The 16,679-nt window shown below is 52.1% G+C and carries 16 protein-coding genes, 1 tRNA gene and 1 pseudogene; 2 read left to right on the forward strand and 16 right to left on the reverse strand.

Annotation, left to right across the window (positions count from 1 at the left end):
- Positions 1-19: 19 nt before the first annotated feature.
- The 8 genes from pstA to H8K03_08920 all read right to left on the reverse strand — a co-directional run bounded on the left by pstA (position 20) and on the right by H8K03_08920 (position 10,473).
- Positions 20-1,435 (reverse strand): phosphate ABC transporter permease PstA, encoded by a 1,416-nt coding sequence (gene pstA / locus H8K03_08885; GenBank protein UVT21989.1) that lies wholly within the window; start codon positions 1,433-1,435, stop codon positions 20-22.
- 91 nt (positions 1,436-1,526) lie between these two features.
- The gene (locus H8K03_08890) at positions 1,527-3,797 is read right to left on the reverse strand and encodes an ABC transporter permease subunit (protein ID UVT21990.1); all 2,271 of its coding nucleotides are present in this window, start codon (positions 3,795-3,797) and stop codon (positions 1,527-1,529) included.
- A 174-nt stretch (positions 3,798-3,971) separates the two neighbouring features.
- Positions 3,972-4,964 carry a phosphate ABC transporter substrate-binding protein gene (locus H8K03_08895; protein UVT21991.1) on the reverse strand — a complete coding sequence of 331 codons (993 nt, stop codon included), beginning with the start codon at positions 4,962-4,964 and terminating at the stop codon, positions 3,972-3,974.
- Between the two features lie 155 nt (positions 4,965-5,119).
- Complete coding sequence (locus H8K03_08900; GenBank protein ID UVT21992.1) at positions 5,120-6,475, reverse strand: porin; 1,356 nt, start codon at positions 6,473-6,475, stop codon at positions 5,120-5,122.
- A 248-nt stretch (positions 6,476-6,723) separates the two neighbouring features.
- Positions 6,724-7,704: a hypothetical protein gene (locus H8K03_08905; GenBank protein ID UVT21993.1), complete on the reverse strand. Its 981-nt coding sequence runs from the start codon at positions 7,702-7,704 to the stop codon at positions 6,724-6,726.
- Positions 7,705-7,725: 21 nt separating this feature from the next.
- The gene (locus tag H8K03_08910; protein UVT21994.1) at positions 7,726-8,259 is read right to left on the reverse strand and encodes a Slp family lipoprotein; all 534 of its coding nucleotides are present in this window, start codon (positions 8,257-8,259) and stop codon (positions 7,726-7,728) included.
- A gap of 37 nt (positions 8,260-8,296) precedes the next feature.
- Entirely contained in the window at positions 8,297-9,859 is a 1,563-nt protein-coding gene (locus tag H8K03_08915; GenBank protein ID UVT21995.1) for a hypothetical protein, read from the reverse strand.
- Between the two features lie 188 nt (positions 9,860-10,047).
- Complete coding sequence (locus H8K03_08920; protein ID UVT21996.1) at positions 10,048-10,473, reverse strand: hypothetical protein; 426 nt, start codon at positions 10,471-10,473, stop codon at positions 10,048-10,050.
- 639 nt (positions 10,474-11,112) lie between these two features.
- Here H8K03_08920 and H8K03_08925 point away from each other — a divergent pair.
- Together H8K03_08925 and H8K03_08930 are read left to right on the forward strand one after the other, a co-directional pair.
- Positions 11,113-11,823: a hypothetical protein gene (locus H8K03_08925; GenBank protein UVT21997.1), complete on the forward strand. Its 711-nt coding sequence runs from the start codon at positions 11,113-11,115 to the stop codon at positions 11,821-11,823.
- Between the two features lie 278 nt (positions 11,824-12,101).
- Positions 12,102-12,527, forward strand: coding sequence for a hypothetical protein (locus H8K03_08930; protein UVT22578.1), 426 nt, complete (start codon positions 12,102-12,104; stop codon positions 12,525-12,527).
- Here H8K03_08930 and H8K03_08935 read toward each other — a convergent pair.
- The 8 genes and pseudogenes from H8K03_08935 to H8K03_08970 all read right to left on the reverse strand — a co-directional run bounded on the left by H8K03_08935 (position 12,467) and on the right by H8K03_08970 (position 16,668).
- Positions 12,467-12,781, reverse strand: a pseudogene (locus H8K03_08935) (peptide-methionine (S)-S-oxide reductase). The gene H8K03_08930 and the pseudogene H8K03_08935 overlap by 61 nt on opposite strands.
- 125 nt (positions 12,782-12,906) lie before the next feature.
- Complete coding sequence (locus H8K03_08940) at positions 12,907-13,068, reverse strand: hypothetical protein (GenBank protein ID UVT21998.1); 162 nt, start codon at positions 13,066-13,068, stop codon at positions 12,907-12,909.
- 216 nt (positions 13,069-13,284) lie between these two features.
- Positions 13,285-13,665 (reverse strand): PilZ domain-containing protein, encoded by a 381-nt coding sequence (locus H8K03_08945; protein ID UVT21999.1) that lies wholly within the window; start codon positions 13,663-13,665, stop codon positions 13,285-13,287.
- 72 nt (positions 13,666-13,737) lie between these two features.
- Positions 13,738-14,373: an OmpA family protein gene (locus H8K03_08950; protein ID UVT22000.1), complete on the reverse strand. Its 636-nt coding sequence runs from the start codon at positions 14,371-14,373 to the stop codon at positions 13,738-13,740.
- Positions 14,374-14,705: 332 nt separating this feature from the next.
- Positions 14,706-14,846 carry a hypothetical protein gene (locus tag H8K03_08955; GenBank protein ID UVT22001.1) on the reverse strand — a complete coding sequence of 47 codons (141 nt, stop codon included), beginning with the start codon at positions 14,844-14,846 and terminating at the stop codon, positions 14,706-14,708.
- Between the two features lie 330 nt (positions 14,847-15,176).
- Positions 15,177-15,253: transfer RNA gene (locus H8K03_08960), tRNA-Arg, on the reverse strand.
- A gap of 63 nt (positions 15,254-15,316) precedes the next feature.
- Entirely contained in the window at positions 15,317-15,817 is a 501-nt protein-coding gene (locus H8K03_08965; protein ID UVT22002.1) for a shikimate kinase, read from the reverse strand.
- Positions 15,814-16,668, reverse strand: a complete 855-nt coding sequence (locus H8K03_08970; protein UVT22003.1) for a shikimate dehydrogenase — start codon at positions 16,666-16,668, stop codon at positions 15,814-15,816. Before H8K03_08970 ends, H8K03_08965 begins: the two co-directional genes overlap by 4 nt.
- Between the last annotated feature and the right edge of the window lie 11 nt (positions 16,669-16,679).

Here is a 16,679-nt window from a genome sequence, read left to right on the forward strand (position 1 = left end):
AGGGACACTGGACATCACTTCATACTGCTGATCCAGCATATTTCCTCCTCATCCGATTTCTCAAGACGACGCCCGTCAGATTAAGCGTCACGACCACAAGAATCAATACCAATGTGGTCACATAGACCATAGGCTTGGCCGCCTCAACATTCGGCGATTGGAAACCTACATCATAGATATGAAAGCCCAAGTGCATGAACTTTCGATCCAAATGAAGAAACGGCCATGTCCCGTCTATCGGCATAGCTGGCGCTAGTTTCACCACACCGGTCAACATCAAGGGCGCGACCTCGCCGGCCGCACGGGCCATGGCGAGGATCAGTCCTGTGAGAATGCCGGGGAGCGCCGTAGGGAGCACGACCTTCCACATCGTTTCCCATTTTGTCGCACCCAAACCGATCGATCCCTCTCGGTATTCTCGCGGCACTGCAGCAAGTCCCTCTTCGGTTGCGACGATCACGACCGGAACGGTCAGCAGCGCGAGTGTCAAAGAGGCCCAAAGGATACCACCCGTGCCGAACGTGGGAGACGGCAGCCGTTCGGAAAACCACAGCGCATCCAACGTGCCGCCTACGCCATACACAAGGAATCCCAATCCAAACACACCGAAGACGATCGAAGGAACCCCTGCGAGATTGTTGACCGCGATCCGGACAATCCTCACAATGACTCCTTGACGGGCATACTCCCTGAGATACAGGGCACCGATCACGCCAAAGGGGGTTACCACGAAACTCATGATGATGACCATCATGACGGTGCCGAAAATTGCGGGGAAGATCCCACCCTCGGTGTTAGCCTCACGCGGCTCCGTGGTCAGGACCGTCCAGACATTACCGATGTAAATCCAAATCTTGTCCAAGGTCGAAAGATCGTTGGGTCGAAACACGCGCATGACTTGATCAAGCAAAAGAGATTTCTCTTTCCCATTTGCGTCGATAGCAAGCACCGTATATGGATTCTCAGCCTCGCTTGATCCCGCATGCCGAAGAAGCGGAGGTAAGGACTGCCACACGGCATCCGCACCCTCGGCCACGACCTGTTCTTCTTTCAAGAGGGTCCGTAGGCGTCCATAGAAGTTGCCCCACTCACGTCGTTCCACCATGACAAGATCGACCGGTTTCGTCCGCTCAACGATCTGATCGGTGTTGATCCACCGATAATCCAACCCATAGAGATCACGATTGCCAATCTTCATCCTGATTCGCGGGATGCCTTTCGGACCAACTTCCTCACCGGCCAACTGACCGATCACATGTTTTCCATCCTTCAGCGTCAATTCGACGAGGTCAGCCGGCCAGAAATACCCGAACCCGTTGACGAGGATAAGAACCAGGAGCCCCCCAATCATGAGGAGCGAAAGAGAAAGACCTGCGCCGCAACTCCAAATGAAGAGCTCACCGCTAGCCATAAAATGCTTGAACCACAGTTTCATAGAATTATTCGTGCACCAGTTTGCCGTCACTCTTTGAACGGCTTGCTTCTAACTGCCGGTCTAGAACTGCGCCCCGTGAAATCCGGTCGCTCTAGAACTGACTGTACTTTGCCCTGAGCCGTTGTCGAATCACTTCTGCCGCCGTGTTGAGAACAAAGGTAGCAACAAACAGGAGCAACCCCGCCAAAAAGAGCGTGCGATACAAGGTCCCGCCGTGCGGAGCTTCAGGAATCTCCACGGCAATATTCGCGGAGAGCGTTCGAAACCCGTTGAATAGACTCCAGTCCATGATCGGTGTATTGCCGGTGGCCATCAGGACAATCATGGTTTCTCCGACAGCCCGGCCTAGCCCAATCATCAGAGCCGAGAAGATCCCCGGGCTGGCTGAGATCAGGACCAGATGCGCAAGCGTTTGCCACCGCGTCGCACCAAGCGCCAAGGAACCAGCGATGAGATTCTTGGGAACATTGGAGAGGGCTTCTTCCGAGATGCTGTAGATGATAGGAATGATCGCAAACCCCATAGCCACGCCGACCACGATGGCATTTCGCTGGTCGTAATTTAGCCCGAGATGCGTTTCCAGCCATGGCTTATAGTGTCCACCGAACAAGAGCGATTCCCACCATGTGTTAGTCTCCAGACACCCCCAGACTACGGCAATGATGACCGGCATCATAAGCAACGCCTCGACGCCCGGCCGGACACGATGGCGAAGGGAGGCGGGCAGCATCAAATAGAGCCCGGCAGAGGCAAGGATGGCCACAGGAATGACAAGAACCATGGCCGTCATAGCGGGAAAGTTCCGCTCCAGAACAGGGGCAAACCAGAGTCCGGCAAGAAATCCTAGGACCACAGTTGGAAGCGCCGCCATAATTTCAATCGCGGGCTTGATCTTCGCACGGAGATTCGGATGCATGAACATCGCCGTATAAATCGCGGCCAGCACCGACAACGGGACTGCGAGTAATACCGCATAGAAGGTGCCCTTCACCGTGCCAAAGATAAGAGGGGTCAAGCTGAACTTTGGCTCAAAGTCGTCGGATCCGCTCGATGACTGCCATACAAGCGCCGGCCGATCATATCCTTCATACCAGACCGGAGAAAACAAGGTTCGCCATGTGATCTCTGGATGGAGATTACGGATCTGGTACTGAACCAGCCGATCATTCTCGGACAGGCTGACGAGTCCGTCCGCTTTCGGGGAAAAATAGGTATTGCGAAGCAGCCCCTGTTGCGGAGTAAGAGTCAGCAACGTTTGTTCAGACGTCGAATGATGCAGCCGGATTTCCCCTCCGGCATCGGTAGTAATAAAGCCTTTGTCACGCTGGGAAATCGTAATGTCAGTGACTGGACCCGACTGAGAGGCGAACCGATGGATCATTCTCATATGGGTGGTGTTCGTTCCAGGGTGTTCCCGCACCGGTGTCCACACGGCAATCTTCCCTGACGCGTTGCCGACAACAAGACTTCGATCCCCCATCAAGTAGGCAAGTGCGGTAATCGCTTCGCCTTTCTCGGAAGCCTGAGTTGTCTCTACCACAACAGGATGAGCAGGTTCCCGAATATCGAGCTGATATAATCTCCCCTCTTCGGTTCCCACCGAAAGGATTTCAGCGCGACTCCCGAGCGTGAAGGCCGTGATTCGACCGGGTATACTGGATGTTAGGTCGACCTGCGTGATCGACGACTCGCTGGTTCCATCAGGGCGTGATGTGCTCCGGCTCGTGGTCAGCCAGAGATGTAGGTCTTCCAGGAGCGCGACGATTCGAGCATCGGATTCCGTGCTCTGATAGGCCAGTTTTGTGATCGCTTGTGGAACCGGTGCGGCAAGAACCGGAGCCATGACGGTGACTACCGGGGAGATCGAGCGTTCGTTACCCATAAATTCGTGAACGAATTCGATCGCCACCGGAATGACCTGCCCATCCCCTGTGCCCATAGCCAGATTGTGCCCTTTCCCGAAGGCACGCGCTAATGCTGTAACAGACGCATCTGGCAGCAAGGCACGCGACGGAAACTTTGACGACGTATGAGCCGTCCCTCCTAAGAAGACAAAATCAAGAGAATCACCGCGTAGCACATAGGCGACCTCTTGCTGTTCATCGATTCCAATGATGGCGACAGAAAACGAGCGATCTAAAGGTGAGAGGGAAATCGGCTCAGACAATGTTGCGCGGGTTGGCTGAAAAAGCGGGATGACTTCCTTGACCAGAAACACACACATCCCGAGAATACAAAGGATAATGCCGATGCCGCCGGCTTTGATGATGAAGCCCGTAAGCCGATCCGTGATGGTCCTGATCCGGCGGCGGCTGATCACTCCGCCGACGAGGGCAGGGGTGGGAAAAGATCCCCCGCTCATCGATGGTTCCCCTTGAACCGCAGGTATCGGAGTAAATGGCGGCACTTTCATATCCTGACTGCGACTCCTCTCCCCGATACGGCCGCATTGCCATCTGTCCTGCATTTCTCACAGGGGAGTGAGCGATCATGTGCCCTTCACGATGACCATATTCCTGACAGCTTGGCGTGAAACCTATTCGACTTTCGGCAATTCCTTTTCGATCATGGCCTGAGGGAGCGGAAAGAAGCCATCCTTGATCACGATGGCTTGTCCTTCTTTGCTATAGATAAACTTGATAAACTCCCGCACGAGTGGATCGAGCGGTTTGTTCGGCGCTTTGTTCACGTAGATCAATAGATGCCGCCAGAGGGGATATGAACCATTCATGGCGTTTTCCTGCGTAGGGGCAATAAAGGGCCCCCCTTCTTTTTCGGCCAATGAAAGGACCCGCACACCGGACGTCAAATAGCCGATACCGCTGTAGCCGATGCCTGCAGGATCCTCCGTGATACCCTGCACGACGGAGGCGGACCCTGGTTGTTCCTTGACCTCATCCTTATAGTCGCCGTTTTTCAGCGCATACTCTTTGAAAAACCCGTAGGTGCCGGATGCCGAGTTGCGGCCATAGATGCTGATCGGCAATGCCGCCACTTCGCCTGTAACACCAAGCTGAGTCCATCGTTCCAGGTTTTCCTGTGCGCCGCGTCGACGCGTCTTGGAAAAGATCCCATCAATTTGCGCCATCGTGAGTCCCTGAACCGAGTTGTCTTTGTTGACGTAGACTGCTAGCGCATCGATGGCGACGGGAAAAGCGGTGGGCTTATATCTGAACTTTCTTTCAAAGGCATCGACCTCGGTATTTTTCATCGTTCGGGACATCGGCCCCAGTAGAGCCGTTCCTTCGATTAGGGCCGGAGGGGCTGTGCTCGATCCCTTGCCTTCGATTTGGATTTTGACCTGAGGATATTGTTTGCGAAAACCTTCGGCCCAGAGCGTCATCAGGTTATTGAGCGTGTCCGAACCGATACTGTTGACATTCCCTGATACCCCGCTGACTTTGACATAGCCTTTTAAGGCCGAGTCCAGCACGATGGCATCATCGGCATAGACCGATGGGATGACGGAAGCAAGAGCCCCAAGGAGGGCGAAACACGATAAGCCAGACTTGGCAGCTGATATATTCATAGACAGTCCTTTCATAGTCTCTACACAATAGTCTCGTTCTGTTATCAGCACGTTACCGCAGTGTTACAGGCGTGTTACGTCCTGCCTGGTTCAGGTCCTCCGCCGCTCTTTTCTCGGACAGACCGCTTGCCACCCAATGCTGAATCGACCATTTGTCAAAAATTCCACTGCAGCTGCGTACGGACAATATCTCCCTCCCGGATCAGATAGGGCGCAGTTTGTGTATCCGTGCGCCTAGTCCTGGCGTACGCAATCGTGAACTCTAAGGCCCTGGCAAGTTGGTATTCCACGCCAATTTCCCATTCCCGGACGACATTGAAGGGTGCATTGGTTCGATGCTTCTTCCCCCCGTCGTATTCTTGCCAACGCACATACGGTATGATGGTCATCCACTTATAGTCCCACTTGTACATGGCCTGGACGTAGCCTCCCTGGATGTTGCCATCTACAATGGCTGTTTGCGTGGCGTTCAACTGAGGACCGTGGCCCCAGTTCCATTCGGCTTGGAGGCCGAATGGTTGAGGATACAGAATAAAATGCACACCGACTCGTTCATCAAGGTAATTGCCCTTATTTTCAACTTGGGGTATACCCCCGGGAAGGTTGGTCCCTGAAAGAGTCCCAATATTCGCAGCCCCGACATTGAACGATCCACGGTATGCATCGACTCCAAACTCCACAATCTGCCCATACGGCAATTCAAGGGGATAGGTAGAATGCAGGACGATATGTTTATTGTCATTTCGTTCCGAAATATTGATGGTTTGGCCGTTATAGACCCCAACGCCCAATATGCCGTAGTCTCCAGATCCTTTCAGACCTGAATCGACCAGTCTCCGGAATAGTTTTCTCGTCTCAGCGGGTGTGTAGTAGATAAAAAACCCAAGGTCGCGTTCGCCATTCACCGCACTATTGATGCCATCGCTTCGGTCCAAGGCAATTCGTTGTTGACTAGATTGAAGAGTTTCCCACCCGAACGGAACCTTTGATAATCCGGCTCGAATACGCAATTCCTTTTCCGCGAAGAATAGGAAAGGCACGGGCAAAAAGATGTCGGTATAGGCATCGCGGAGTTGGACAAAGTTATTATTCGCATCGGTGTTTGTCGTGCCTGGAACAACGGTTGCAAATTCGGGTTGCAAATAAAAGGACAGCCAATCCGTGATGTCCCCTGAAAAGATCAGGCGGGCGCGGCGGAAATTGAAGCCCGTATTATCCTTTATCGTGCTATCGTACTCGCTCCGTATGGATTTGTCTCCGGGCAGGTACGTATAACGAAACTGCAAATAGCCTCGTATACTGATCTTGTCGAACCATTTCTTAATCGTTGCTCGGTCTTGAATGATCGCTTCTTTTTTTTCCTCATCGGCTTTCAGCTTGAGCCATTCTTCTTTCGTGATCTGGCCTTTCTCGTACAGGAGATCCTCAATAGCGGCTTGTGCCACATTGGCCTGAACGATCCCGGCGAGACTAATTACACACACCGTAACTGCGAACCACCATCTCTTCATTAAACTTCCTCCTCTCGGTTTTCGGCGCATATTCGCACTGTGCATGGAGTGCGATTGTGAACACGGCGCCGAGATATAGAGGGCCCCGATTAAGATGGCGATACGGAATTGTTAATGATTTGTTAAATGATTTGGTTGGTTGGAGCGCAGCGGGAAGCTGTTTTGACACACTGATTCATCCTGACACCTAAGAGAAAAAAGTAGGTATGTGAAGTCTCGGTCCTGTAGACAGAAAAGCCAAAAGCGAGCTATTGAGCAGGGACGGTTTTGAGAGGTTTTCTCTTAGGTGTCGGCTGGGGTGGTTCGCGACGTAGCTGTTTTAACTGTTCTTGTAACTGTTCCATACGTGCGTCTTGCTTATCCAGCCGATCCCGAAGCTCTTGATTGGTACTGGAAAGCTCTTGAACTTGATGCTGGAGGTCTTCCGAGGACGTACGACCTTGACCACTTTCTGTTGCTGTTGCCACAGGTGTGAGAACTGGCAAACCCGCGCGCTCCTGATTTGAAGGTGAGCTTGGGACTTTCTCCTTCTGTGCCAAGACTTCATTGACATTCAATGAAAGGTGGACCATCTCAAATGGCGCCCATCGTGGCTCCTCGAGATCCGGTACCATTGCTACTTGAGCTGGAGCCATCACCGAAAGTTTCATCCCCTTGGTGTCTCGGATATCCCGCACTTCGCCCCCACCTGAGTCTGTCCGAATAATCGAGGAATGGTCTGTCACGACGACATGGAGATAGCGTCCGCGAAAAAACAGAAAGCCTATCGTTCTATCTTCGCTATAGATTACATCGGGCTTTGGCAACGAAAACGACACTCGTTCATCGGGTTTCGCCTCTCGGAAGGCCGACACCAGATGCCCCGAGATCGCCGATAACTCCTTGGGGGTGAAGAGAGGGACAGGTTGCGGTCTTGTCACGAGGCCGACGAGGGTTCCGCTATAGCCGCTGACTTGAATATACTGGAGAAGTAATTCCATGCTTTTTGGAGTTATATCCATCGGATGGTGATTTAACACTGGTTGAGATGAACGGGCGACTGTAGGATCGGTCTCCAGCCCAATGCGAATACCTTCTCGGTCATACACCGATCGTCCTTGGCTCAAGATGCTGCAACCAGTGATGTTGACAAAAACACAAAGAGCCATCCCCGCAAACAATGTCAGTGCGACGCCACGCTTAACGGGGATTGGGTTTGTCATCTTGTCGACGTTAAGGAAGGACTCCATGCCCCCTCTGTGGTGCTGCTCTTACGGAGTTGATGCGTTTGCACAGACCGTTTCTTGCTTGAGGGTGACGTATCCTGCTTCGTAGTAAGGAAAGTCTGAGATCTCTCGTCCCTGTGTATTCCAGAAATGAAGACATTGGGCAGCAACGACCGGAAAGCTGCGGGAAAGATTCTTGACGGTGAAGACTTTCCACGGACGAGTCACCCCTACAACGATCACTCGATTGCCCGGTTGGAGATTCGGCAGCTCGATTGTTCCCTGATAGACGATGACAAATTCCCCGTTGTTTTCCCCATTATCCTTTGGACCGTAGGCCGGATGGTCGACGATGGGCAACTGAGAGACGACGATAATCACCGTGTCATCGGAAGATTGAGCACGCACAATCCGCCCGCCGAGTTGAACTTTTTTAGATGCCGATCCATCGTGCCACAGGGCAAAATCAAAATGGAAATCCACGCCTTCCGTTGTCTTGGGCGGAAACACATGATGGGAAGGCGCGCAGGCGCTCACCATAGCCAAAGATAGGATCAGAAGCCCACTACAAATTTTCACATTCACCTCCTCACGCCGTTCCATCATGCATCGTCAACTACATATATCGCAACTGCCACTGCAGGAAGAATGCGTTTTGTGCAAATGGGTCCGTAGCGGCATTGAGCGCCACACCCGGCCCCAATCCTGAATGGTGTCGGAACTCATAGTTGAACTGGATTTTGGACTGCATTTTTGGCGGGAAATTTTCAAAATAATACGTCAAGCCGACGATTTGTCTGGTATAGAGATCGTTCGACAGTCTGGTATTCGGATCGAACTGCTCATACATATAGACCGGCTCAAAGTTTTCGAGTGGCCCTTCCGTAAAGAGATACTTTGCCAGGACATACCATGTGCGTCGATTTGCCCCAGGCGCGCCGGAGCCACCGCAGGTGTCAAGACAATCTCCGTTGGCAGCCGTACCCACCGTGGTGGGATTCGAGCCGTCATGCCCTTGCCAATATTCTCCATAGACCATGAAGCCAGGCAAAAACTTCGGGTTGTAACGAAAATCCACCCCATAGCGGTCAAAGTGGCCTTTGCCACGACCATTAATGAATGTTCCGGCATTGTTTGACGTCCCCTGAATCATGGTGAAACTAACAAACGAGACATCGTCGCCAAAAAGCCGGATGCGGGTGTACACGGCCTTCGGTTGATTGGCCCCGCCGATCCCGGACGTGTTACTGACTATGCCGTTGGCTTGAAAGTTATTGTTGTTCATGACACCGACCACGTATTCGAGGCGATTCAGGACTTTGCCTCGAACATCGACGAAGTAATCACGTTCTTGAAGGAACTCGATCGCCCCGCCCGTGCCATTCCTATTTTGACCTGGTCCACCACCGCCTCCCACTCCATTCAAATAGGGAGAACTAATGATATCGCGCAAACCGCCTGATGTTTCAGTAAAGATACCGAAGGGCATGCGGAAGACCCCCATCCTGATGATATTGAGATTGGGCGCCCAAGATTGAACCGGCCGAACATCAATATAGGCCTCGCGAAAGAAGGTCGCGACGGTCGGATTGGACGTGCCAGATAAGGGTGTGTTGTTCGTCAAATTCGTACTTTGAAACTCCATCAACATATGCCAGCGCGGAAGATAGTCGCTCAGTTTTCCCCACAAAACCAGCTCGGCGCGGCGAATAGACAAGCTGTCCTGACTTCTTCCTTCGGGAACATTGGCGTTGACGTGTCCATACAGAAATTGTAACGCATTCAGACCGATATTGACCTTATCCCGCAGAATCGGAAGAACTTCGGTTCTGCTCTTCCAATCTTCCAAGTTGTCCAGTCGTCGTGTTTGGTGTACAGCCTGATATTCTTGCTCTGATCGAATCCGGAGCCACTCTTCCTTGGTGATGGAGCCCTTCTGAAGGAGAAGATCTTCCAGAGATATTCGACCCGGTGTGGCTTGGCTAGCCGGTGATGATCCTTGCTTCTCAGACGGTGAATCGGTCTGTTGTGCCGTGACTATTGGGTTCTGCGATGGTTTCTGACTGGTTGAAGTCTCCTGAGCCAATAGAGGTTGCTGTACCAGCGCGATCGATGTAGCCATAAATATTGTCACAAGGATCATTTGGGCATTACCCGCTGTACCATACAAACTTCTCATGCAAGATCCTCCTGCTCATAATTCTATATAGGGTTGAATCCAGGTTTGTCTTGTGAGGGGATGGGCATCTCTGCATTGACTGCAGTTGCCCGCGGAAAACACCCAAGGTAATCGCTCCGTCCTGAGCTTGGGCGAGTACGAATAGAAAACATCGCAACCGTATCGCCCCCACCGGTATCGCGGTCGGCTCATATGCCATGTTGAGTGAGGACTTCCTTCGCTTCGGAATGAGAGAGCTGATGCAGTGCGTCAATCAGTTGGAAGCTGGAGGTCTGATCATCTATCACCACGATCTTACCGGTCTTATTGAACGGTGGCTGCAGAAACTCCGTGACGGCTGTGAACCTTCTTTTTCCCGCATCAACGGTGATCTTCTGCTGGAATCTTTGAAATTCTGCGATCAGGCGAATGGCAAGTGAGTACAGTGCTTCTGAACTCTGAATTGTGAAGGCACCGCTGACCTGCTTCTTCGAAGTATGTTGAGCCAGTGTCGAAACGTCGTTTACGGTAGCCAAGGGGTCAGCGTCTTCCGCTGAAGAGTGTTCAGCCAAAAAGACAAGGTGAAGTAAAGAGAGTAGAACGAACACAACCGTCTTCTTAGAGGATGAAATCATGCTGCTTCTTTTCGTAAGTACAAAGGCTGTCGGTTTTAGGTCTAGAGGAGAAGAGTTGCGCCGACAGACGCTACGTGAAGTGCGACATCCGCAACAACTAGGAGTTGACTCTAGTTGCAAAACTAATTCTGCTGGGGGATGAATCACATACCTGAAACAGTGAGTAACTGTGTTGTTACACTGGTGTTAATTGCGAGTTACAAATCTGTAAACCAATAAAACCGAACTGATCCCAAGGCGAACCGGATGGGAATGGCGCCAGTCATTCAGCACATGGCGATTCACGCAGTTGAGCTTAGCTGGTCAGCTCGTGGGGAACTTCTTCCATACCTTTTGATCACTCCCCGTCAGCGAACGAGGAATCGAACGAGTGATTGGAAAGAACACGTTCGCAACTGCGATCGAGGTCTTGAGCAACTTGCCGATTGGAAAACATGGGAGGCCTCTTGCCGTTGCCTGAACCTATCAAGAGAACCGATAGCGGCACGACGAATGCTAGAGTCGAAGAAGCAGTTGTTGTCTTCTTGAAGAGAGTGGGCGGACATGTAATGATTGAAAAGCAATTTTACAGAGCGGTAACATGGCCGTCTTGCTTCTGTAATTTTGGAAGAGCATTCTCGTGTTTTGAGGAACTGCCGCATGATCTTTTACATTGTCGTCGCTCTCCTATTCTCCCTTACGGCTTGCCAGAGCCGACCTTTTCAGACCGCAACCATGTACGATGATGCATCTCGTTTTGTAAGACTTGAAGTAGATCCTTCAAGAGGCGGAGGGCATTCTCACCCGGCCGCCATCACGACAGAGGAAATGATTGCGGTCTTGTCCGGTGTGATGATTGAGGAGCCGCCCCGTCTTGTATCGGCCTTGTCCCTTCTGATTAAGGACGATGAACCACGACGGCACCCGGCCTTCAATGATACTGAAATCAGCTTCTTTGCACCGTACTTAGCAGAAGGTTTGAGAACAGCCAAATCCGAGGAGATAGTGACCTTCGGTCAAACCAGCCAGAAAACCGCACTCCTTGACAAAGTAGCCTCGGGTGGGATGTTCGTAACCTCAGGTGGAACGTTCATTGATGGCGACGAGTTGCATTTCATATTGGGCAACTATCGATCTCCAACGAACTATGCGCCGGACCCTGGCATCGGGGCTACACTCGATGGTCGATCAACTCCGCTGCAACCCATTGCACCACAGCGAACTGAACTATATTTCGAACCCATCACTGCAGTTTCTCCCTCACGAGAAGGACTTTTTGGCAGTCTATTCCGACCAGATCGGCGAGAGATCGTCGTCTTGTTCAAGAAGCTGACGAGCAGGTCTTCAGACATCGACCACAACCCAAACTAACTGTCTTTTGAAGGCCGAGTGACCTGCTCTTTCCTGGTCGCTTTTCCCTCTCTGCTTGGCGAAGACACCATCAAAACAAAATAATCCCTGACCGGCCATTTATTATGGCTTGCGGTAGCCGTCACCAACTGTTCTAATCTGGATAGATACACTTCTCAAGCATTATGCCTTAGGCCTGCCACCACTCTCGAGGAACGATCACCCGCGGTGCTCTCGGAGTAGGGAAAGAAAAAGGTAACGGCCTGCGGTAAAATACCGGAAACGATACCTCCAAAGACATGCCTTCGACTTCCGATCAAACTCCTACTGAACCTCCTCTTTGGTCAATCGGCATTGCGGCTCTCGTTATTCTGCTCGCTCCGCTCGTTTTATACTCACTTGCGCCAACAAGTCCCCTTCGCGACGGCGACACGGTATTTTCAGATGGCCAACAACAAGCGCGCATCAGCAAGCCAAGTCCAACCCGACCAGAGCTGACGGACGATACCTGTTTGCTTGATCCAAACAGCCCTCTGATCGTCATCCAGCCACCTACCGACCAAGCCGAGGATTTAATCATTGCCCAAGTCCAAGGCAATCCGGCTAACGAATGGCCCTTTTGCCCCGTGCACTTCGAGGTGATATTGAAGACTCATCAAGTATTTCAGAAGCCGGCAGTGTTTGGGACGGTACGAGAGATCTTGGTTGAATTCTTCAGTCGATGAGTGCGTGCTGCATAAGTTTTTAGATAGTGGGCAAACTGCTTTCTAAACTTGGCGATTTTGGGGCTCGCCACAAATTGGCAGTATCCTTGGAAGGGATTTCGAGCGAAATATTCCTGGTGATAGGATTCCGCTTCATACCATTGGCTGGCCGGAGCAACCTGCGTGAAAATGGGAGCCTCGTACAGCTTTCATGCTGCTTCGCGTGTAGGGTTGCCCAGAGCTCCACCCATGTAACCGGACTCAACCGATTCCATCCCGCTGACCGGATCGTAGACCGCCTCAAGACACCAAAAAACAGCCGCCCGTGAGGATGGTGACTTCCTTTTCAGATGAGATCGGTGGAATGAATGGCAGGACTTTTTCTCTGTACGGAGGCTGGCTACTCTTCTTCCTCTTCCTCAATATCCTCGATCCCTTCATAACTCATTTCAGGAAACGACGCCGAAGCCTTTTCACAGGCAGTCTCAACCATTTCTTCGGCATCTTCTGCTGAATCGGCATCGACCAGAAACTTCACAGTGATGGCATACCTCTGTTCCACTCCCGACTCCTTTCTCTGTCGTTTGGCCAAGAATTTTTTGATCCACACATCAGTTATTCTGTACTTTCTGACAGTTGTGGTGGTCGTGTCAACCTCGCCTGGAACGCATTTGTTGAGAACTGAGTTCGACGATAATTGGACAATAATCAACGGCGCTTTGTAGAGATGAACAATCTGCGGAGAAGTGCGCGTGATTGATCGACGCTGGAGAGAAAACTACTCTTCTTGCTCAAGGTTAGTGAGAACCATTTTGAGCTTCGCAAACTCGGCTGGATCAATGCGCGAGAATGCGACGCCAAAGCTATTTCCATCAACCCATCGTACAGTGACTTCGTCAATCCGCAACGGCCAATCAAGCCCGGGAACGTGGAGCCGGCATTCAAATCTTGCTCCCTGTGCCACTTTCATATCGCTTTCAACTTTGCAACCGCCGACAGAAATATCCAGCGTGCGTCCCTGCCCTTCCTGCCTTTGCCCAGAAAAGGTGCTGCGGAACTGCGCGGTGAATCGCGGCTGGATCCTGCGTTCCTCCGGCAGAGTTTTGGGCGGAGTCTGCTCAGTGGATTCGGACTTAAAGAGAGAACCAAGTTTTTTCAAAGAAGAACTCCTCCTTCAGATCGGATTACCCAAAATGACCGACGATAGTTTTTCATCTCACGGAGCACCACCCTACTTCTTGGTTGACAGAAGCATGTGGCCACGTCGGTTTTGCTGATAGCAGGATTCGTCCCGTTCAAAGCAAAAGGGACGTTCTTTACCGTATGACACGATCATCACCTGCTTCGAACTCACCCCGGCTTCGGTAAGATAGCTTCGAGCGGCTTTCGCGCGCTTATCGCCTAATACGACGTTGTAGTCACTGGTGCCTCGCTCGTCGCAATGCCCTTCAATCTTCAACACCGCTCCTGGATGATCCTTCAGATACGCGGCATCGTGGTTGAGCGCTTCCATTCCGACCTCAGATAAGCCCCATTGGTCATAACCAAAGAACACGTCCTGCAAACCCGCCTCCACCGCAGCTTTTTCTTCTTTCGTGAGTTCGGCGCGCTGGCGAGCGGTGAGCCCCGACGGATTCATCGCCGTGGAGTACCCCCCTTGCGCAAGACGTTCCTCAGACGGATTACGTGAAAATCCGCTCAACTCCCCGCTTGACCCTCCACCTGAAATGCTCGGGACCTTTGAACTCGCGCTGCCTGATCCACCTTCACCGTCCGACTGGAGCCATTTCGTATTACAGCCTTGGGCTGATAACAACACCAGTCCCATCATCACGACAGCTCCAGACTTGATGACTACTCTGTTCATGACCGCTCTCCTCCGTTCAGCATTTAGATCCAGACACTCAATCAGTTCGCGACTTCCGTGTCGTGAAAATCTGGTGCGAAGCCCTGGAGTTACCCTCTCGGGACAAATATAGCACCGTCGTGGAAAAGTGACGGTTGCCACCACGGCAGGGGCCAATGACCTCCTGAACATAATACTTTCAATGTGTTGTAAGAGATGGCGGCCGGCTCAGCCGATTGATCTTGACTAAGAAAATAGGGAGGTTTTCTCAGTCTAAGACACTGGGTAAGAGAGAATAGGTCAAGAAAAATGGTTGAGGTAAAGCCACAGGATTCGAGATGGCTATAGATGACTTATCGGTATCTTTTCCGATCAGACCACCGGATCGGTTGCAATACCGTTCCCAAACCGGCCACACCACAGATAAACAACAGCATAGCTAATGCAACCACCAAGAAGAACGCCGCCCGCACATCGTGCAAAACAGGGATCATGGTATGTCCCTCCTCTTGCTCGAGTCATCAACGACCCCACCCACATTCGCAGATCCAAGGGCTCATCGGGTCCGTCTTCTGAAGAAGCCTACCACAACAGGGACATTGTCGAGTCCAGACGGACCGCATCTTTTGAGGAAGCCCCTTTGTGCTCACCTTGACTTGCCCACTATATCGGCATAACCGCTTCACGTGATAACCCCCCCCCTCTCCTGATTCACTCAACTTATATTACTGTCCCCTTCATGGTCTATGCAGCTTTCGTGGGAGAACAATGAAGCTGGGATAAATAAGAATCGTATAAACAGGCGAGATGTTTGAAGTTACTTATGGTGCGCCCGGCAGGAATTGAACCTGCGACCTACGGGTTCGAAGCCCGGCGCTCTATCCAACTGAGCTACGGGCGCATCGACGTACATGAATCATGTTAGGGCGAGGCTTGTCAAGGTTAGGAAAGTTGGCCTGGAGGCCTACAGTCGGGCCAGAATCTCATCGGCAACTTGCGTGAGAGATCGTCCATCCGTTTCAATGACATGATCGGCAGCAGCTTGATACTTCGGAATCCGCTCGCGAAGGACATCCTGGATCTCATCGACAAAAGATTTGGCTCCGGTCAGAGAGGGGCGCTGTGTATCACGACTGATCCGCCCGGTTATCGTCTCGACCGAGGCAGTCAACCAGAACAATGTTCCCGTCTTTTTCAAGATCTCCACGTTTTGCGATCGAAGGATTAGTCCTCCTCCCGTGTCGATGACTAGCCCATCACTGGCAGCCACCTTCTGACAGACCTGAGATTCGAGATCACGAAAGTACTCCCACCCATGTTGCTCCACAATCTCTGGGATAGTGTGTCCCGCCGATTTCACGATCTCTGCGTCAGTGGACAGGAGACTACGGTCCAGACGAGCCGCCAAGAGCTTTCCGACGGTGCTCTTTCCCGTACCTCGATACCCAATGAGCACCACATTCATTGGAAGTGAGATTCCAATACGGTACGCATGACATCGACCGGGGCAGACTGATTGGTCCAGAGCTCGAATTGAGCGACGGCTTGATTCAGAAACATCTCCAACCCGGGGATTGTCTTGCACCCTGCGCGCTTCGCATCCTTGAGTAATCTGGTCTCCAGTGGATTATAGACAATATCCATAACCGCAAGGCCCGCGTGGAGGAGCGAGGCGGGAACACAAGTGGCATCGACTTTCGGAGACATGCCGACAGGCGTGCAATGAATCAATACGTGTGCATCGGGAAGCACGCGACGAAGGGCGGTTTCATCAAGATGACCGTCCTCAACCGCAACCACCTCCTGAGAGCGAACATCTTGCGCCAACGTTGCCCGTTCACGGCCGTCGACTCCCAGCAACGTCAACTTTTCCGCATATGATTCGGCAGCCAGTGCAAAGGCAATGGCTCGTGCTGCACCGCCGGAACCCAAGATGACGATGTGACGATCTCTTAGTTCGACCCCTCCTTTCATCAGCGCCTGCAGAGATCCGGTCGCGTCCGTGTTATATCCAAAGAGCTTGCCCTTTTCGGCGACGATCGTGTTAATCGCTCCAATTCGCCGCGCCGTCTTCTCGACATGATCGAGAAACGGCATTGCCGCGACCTTGTGAGGAATCGTCACGCTTGCCCCGCGAAAGTTTCCCAGTGCACGAAGTCCCTTGATGGCTTCGCCGATCGTGTCCACTTGCCAGGCCAGATAGACGAAATTGAGTCCCACTTTGCGGAACGCCGCGTTGTGAATGGCGGGCGACAGCGAATGTCCAACCGGATTGCCGATCACCCCGCAAAACTTCGTCTGAGCGTCTATATCCATATCATCTCACA

The sequence above is a fragment of the Nitrospira sp. genome (assembly GCA_024760545.1).
Taxonomy (GTDB): Bacteria; Nitrospirota; Nitrospiria; order Nitrospirales; family Nitrospiraceae; genus Nitrospira_D.

What these genes read in the sequence shown, in the direction of transcription:
- pstA (UVT21989.1), bottom strand. Translation starts at nt 1,435, where the DNA reads ATGAAACTGTGGTTCAAGCATTTTATGGCTAGCGGTGAGCTCTTCATT.
- H8K03_08890 (UVT21990.1), bottom strand. Translation starts at nt 3,797, where the DNA reads ATGAGCGGGGGATCTTTTCCCACCCCTGCCCTCGTCGGCGGAGTGATC.
- H8K03_08895 (UVT21991.1), bottom strand. Translation starts at nt 4,964, where the DNA reads ATGAATATATCAGCTGCCAAGTCTGGCTTATCGTGTTTCGCCCTCCTT.
- H8K03_08900 (UVT21992.1), bottom strand. Translation starts at nt 6,475, where the DNA reads ATGAAGAGATGGTGGTTCGCAGTTACGGTGTGTGTAATTAGTCTCGCC.
- H8K03_08905 (UVT21993.1), bottom strand. Translation starts at nt 7,704, where the DNA reads ATGGAGTCCTTCCTTAACGTCGACAAGATGACAAACCCAATCCCCGTT.
- H8K03_08915 (UVT21995.1), bottom strand. Translation starts at nt 9,859, where the DNA reads ATGAGAAGTTTGTATGGTACAGCGGGTAATGCCCAAATGATCCTTGTG.
- H8K03_08920 (UVT21996.1), bottom strand. Translation starts at nt 10,473, where the DNA reads ATGATTTCATCCTCTAAGAAGACGGTTGTGTTCGTTCTACTCTCTTTA.
- H8K03_08925 (UVT21997.1), top strand. Translation starts at nt 11,113, where the DNA reads ATGATCTTTTACATTGTCGTCGCTCTCCTATTCTCCCTTACGGCTTGC.
- H8K03_08930 (UVT22578.1), top strand. Translation starts at nt 12,102, where the DNA reads ATGCCTTCGACTTCCGATCAAACTCCTACTGAACCTCCTCTTTGGTCA.
- H8K03_08950 (UVT22000.1), bottom strand. Translation starts at nt 14,373, where the DNA reads ATGAACAGAGTAGTCATCAAGTCTGGAGCTGTCGTGATGATGGGACTG.
- H8K03_08955 (UVT22001.1), bottom strand. Translation starts at nt 14,846, where the DNA reads ATGATCCCTGTTTTGCACGATGTGCGGGCGGCGTTCTTCTTGGTGGTT.
- H8K03_08965 (UVT22002.1), bottom strand. Translation starts at nt 15,817, where the DNA reads ATGAATGTGGTGCTCATTGGGTATCGAGGTACGGGAAAGAGCACCGTC.
- H8K03_08970 (UVT22003.1), bottom strand. Translation starts at nt 16,668, where the DNA reads ATGGATATAGACGCTCAGACGAAGTTTTGCGGGGTGATCGGCAATCCG.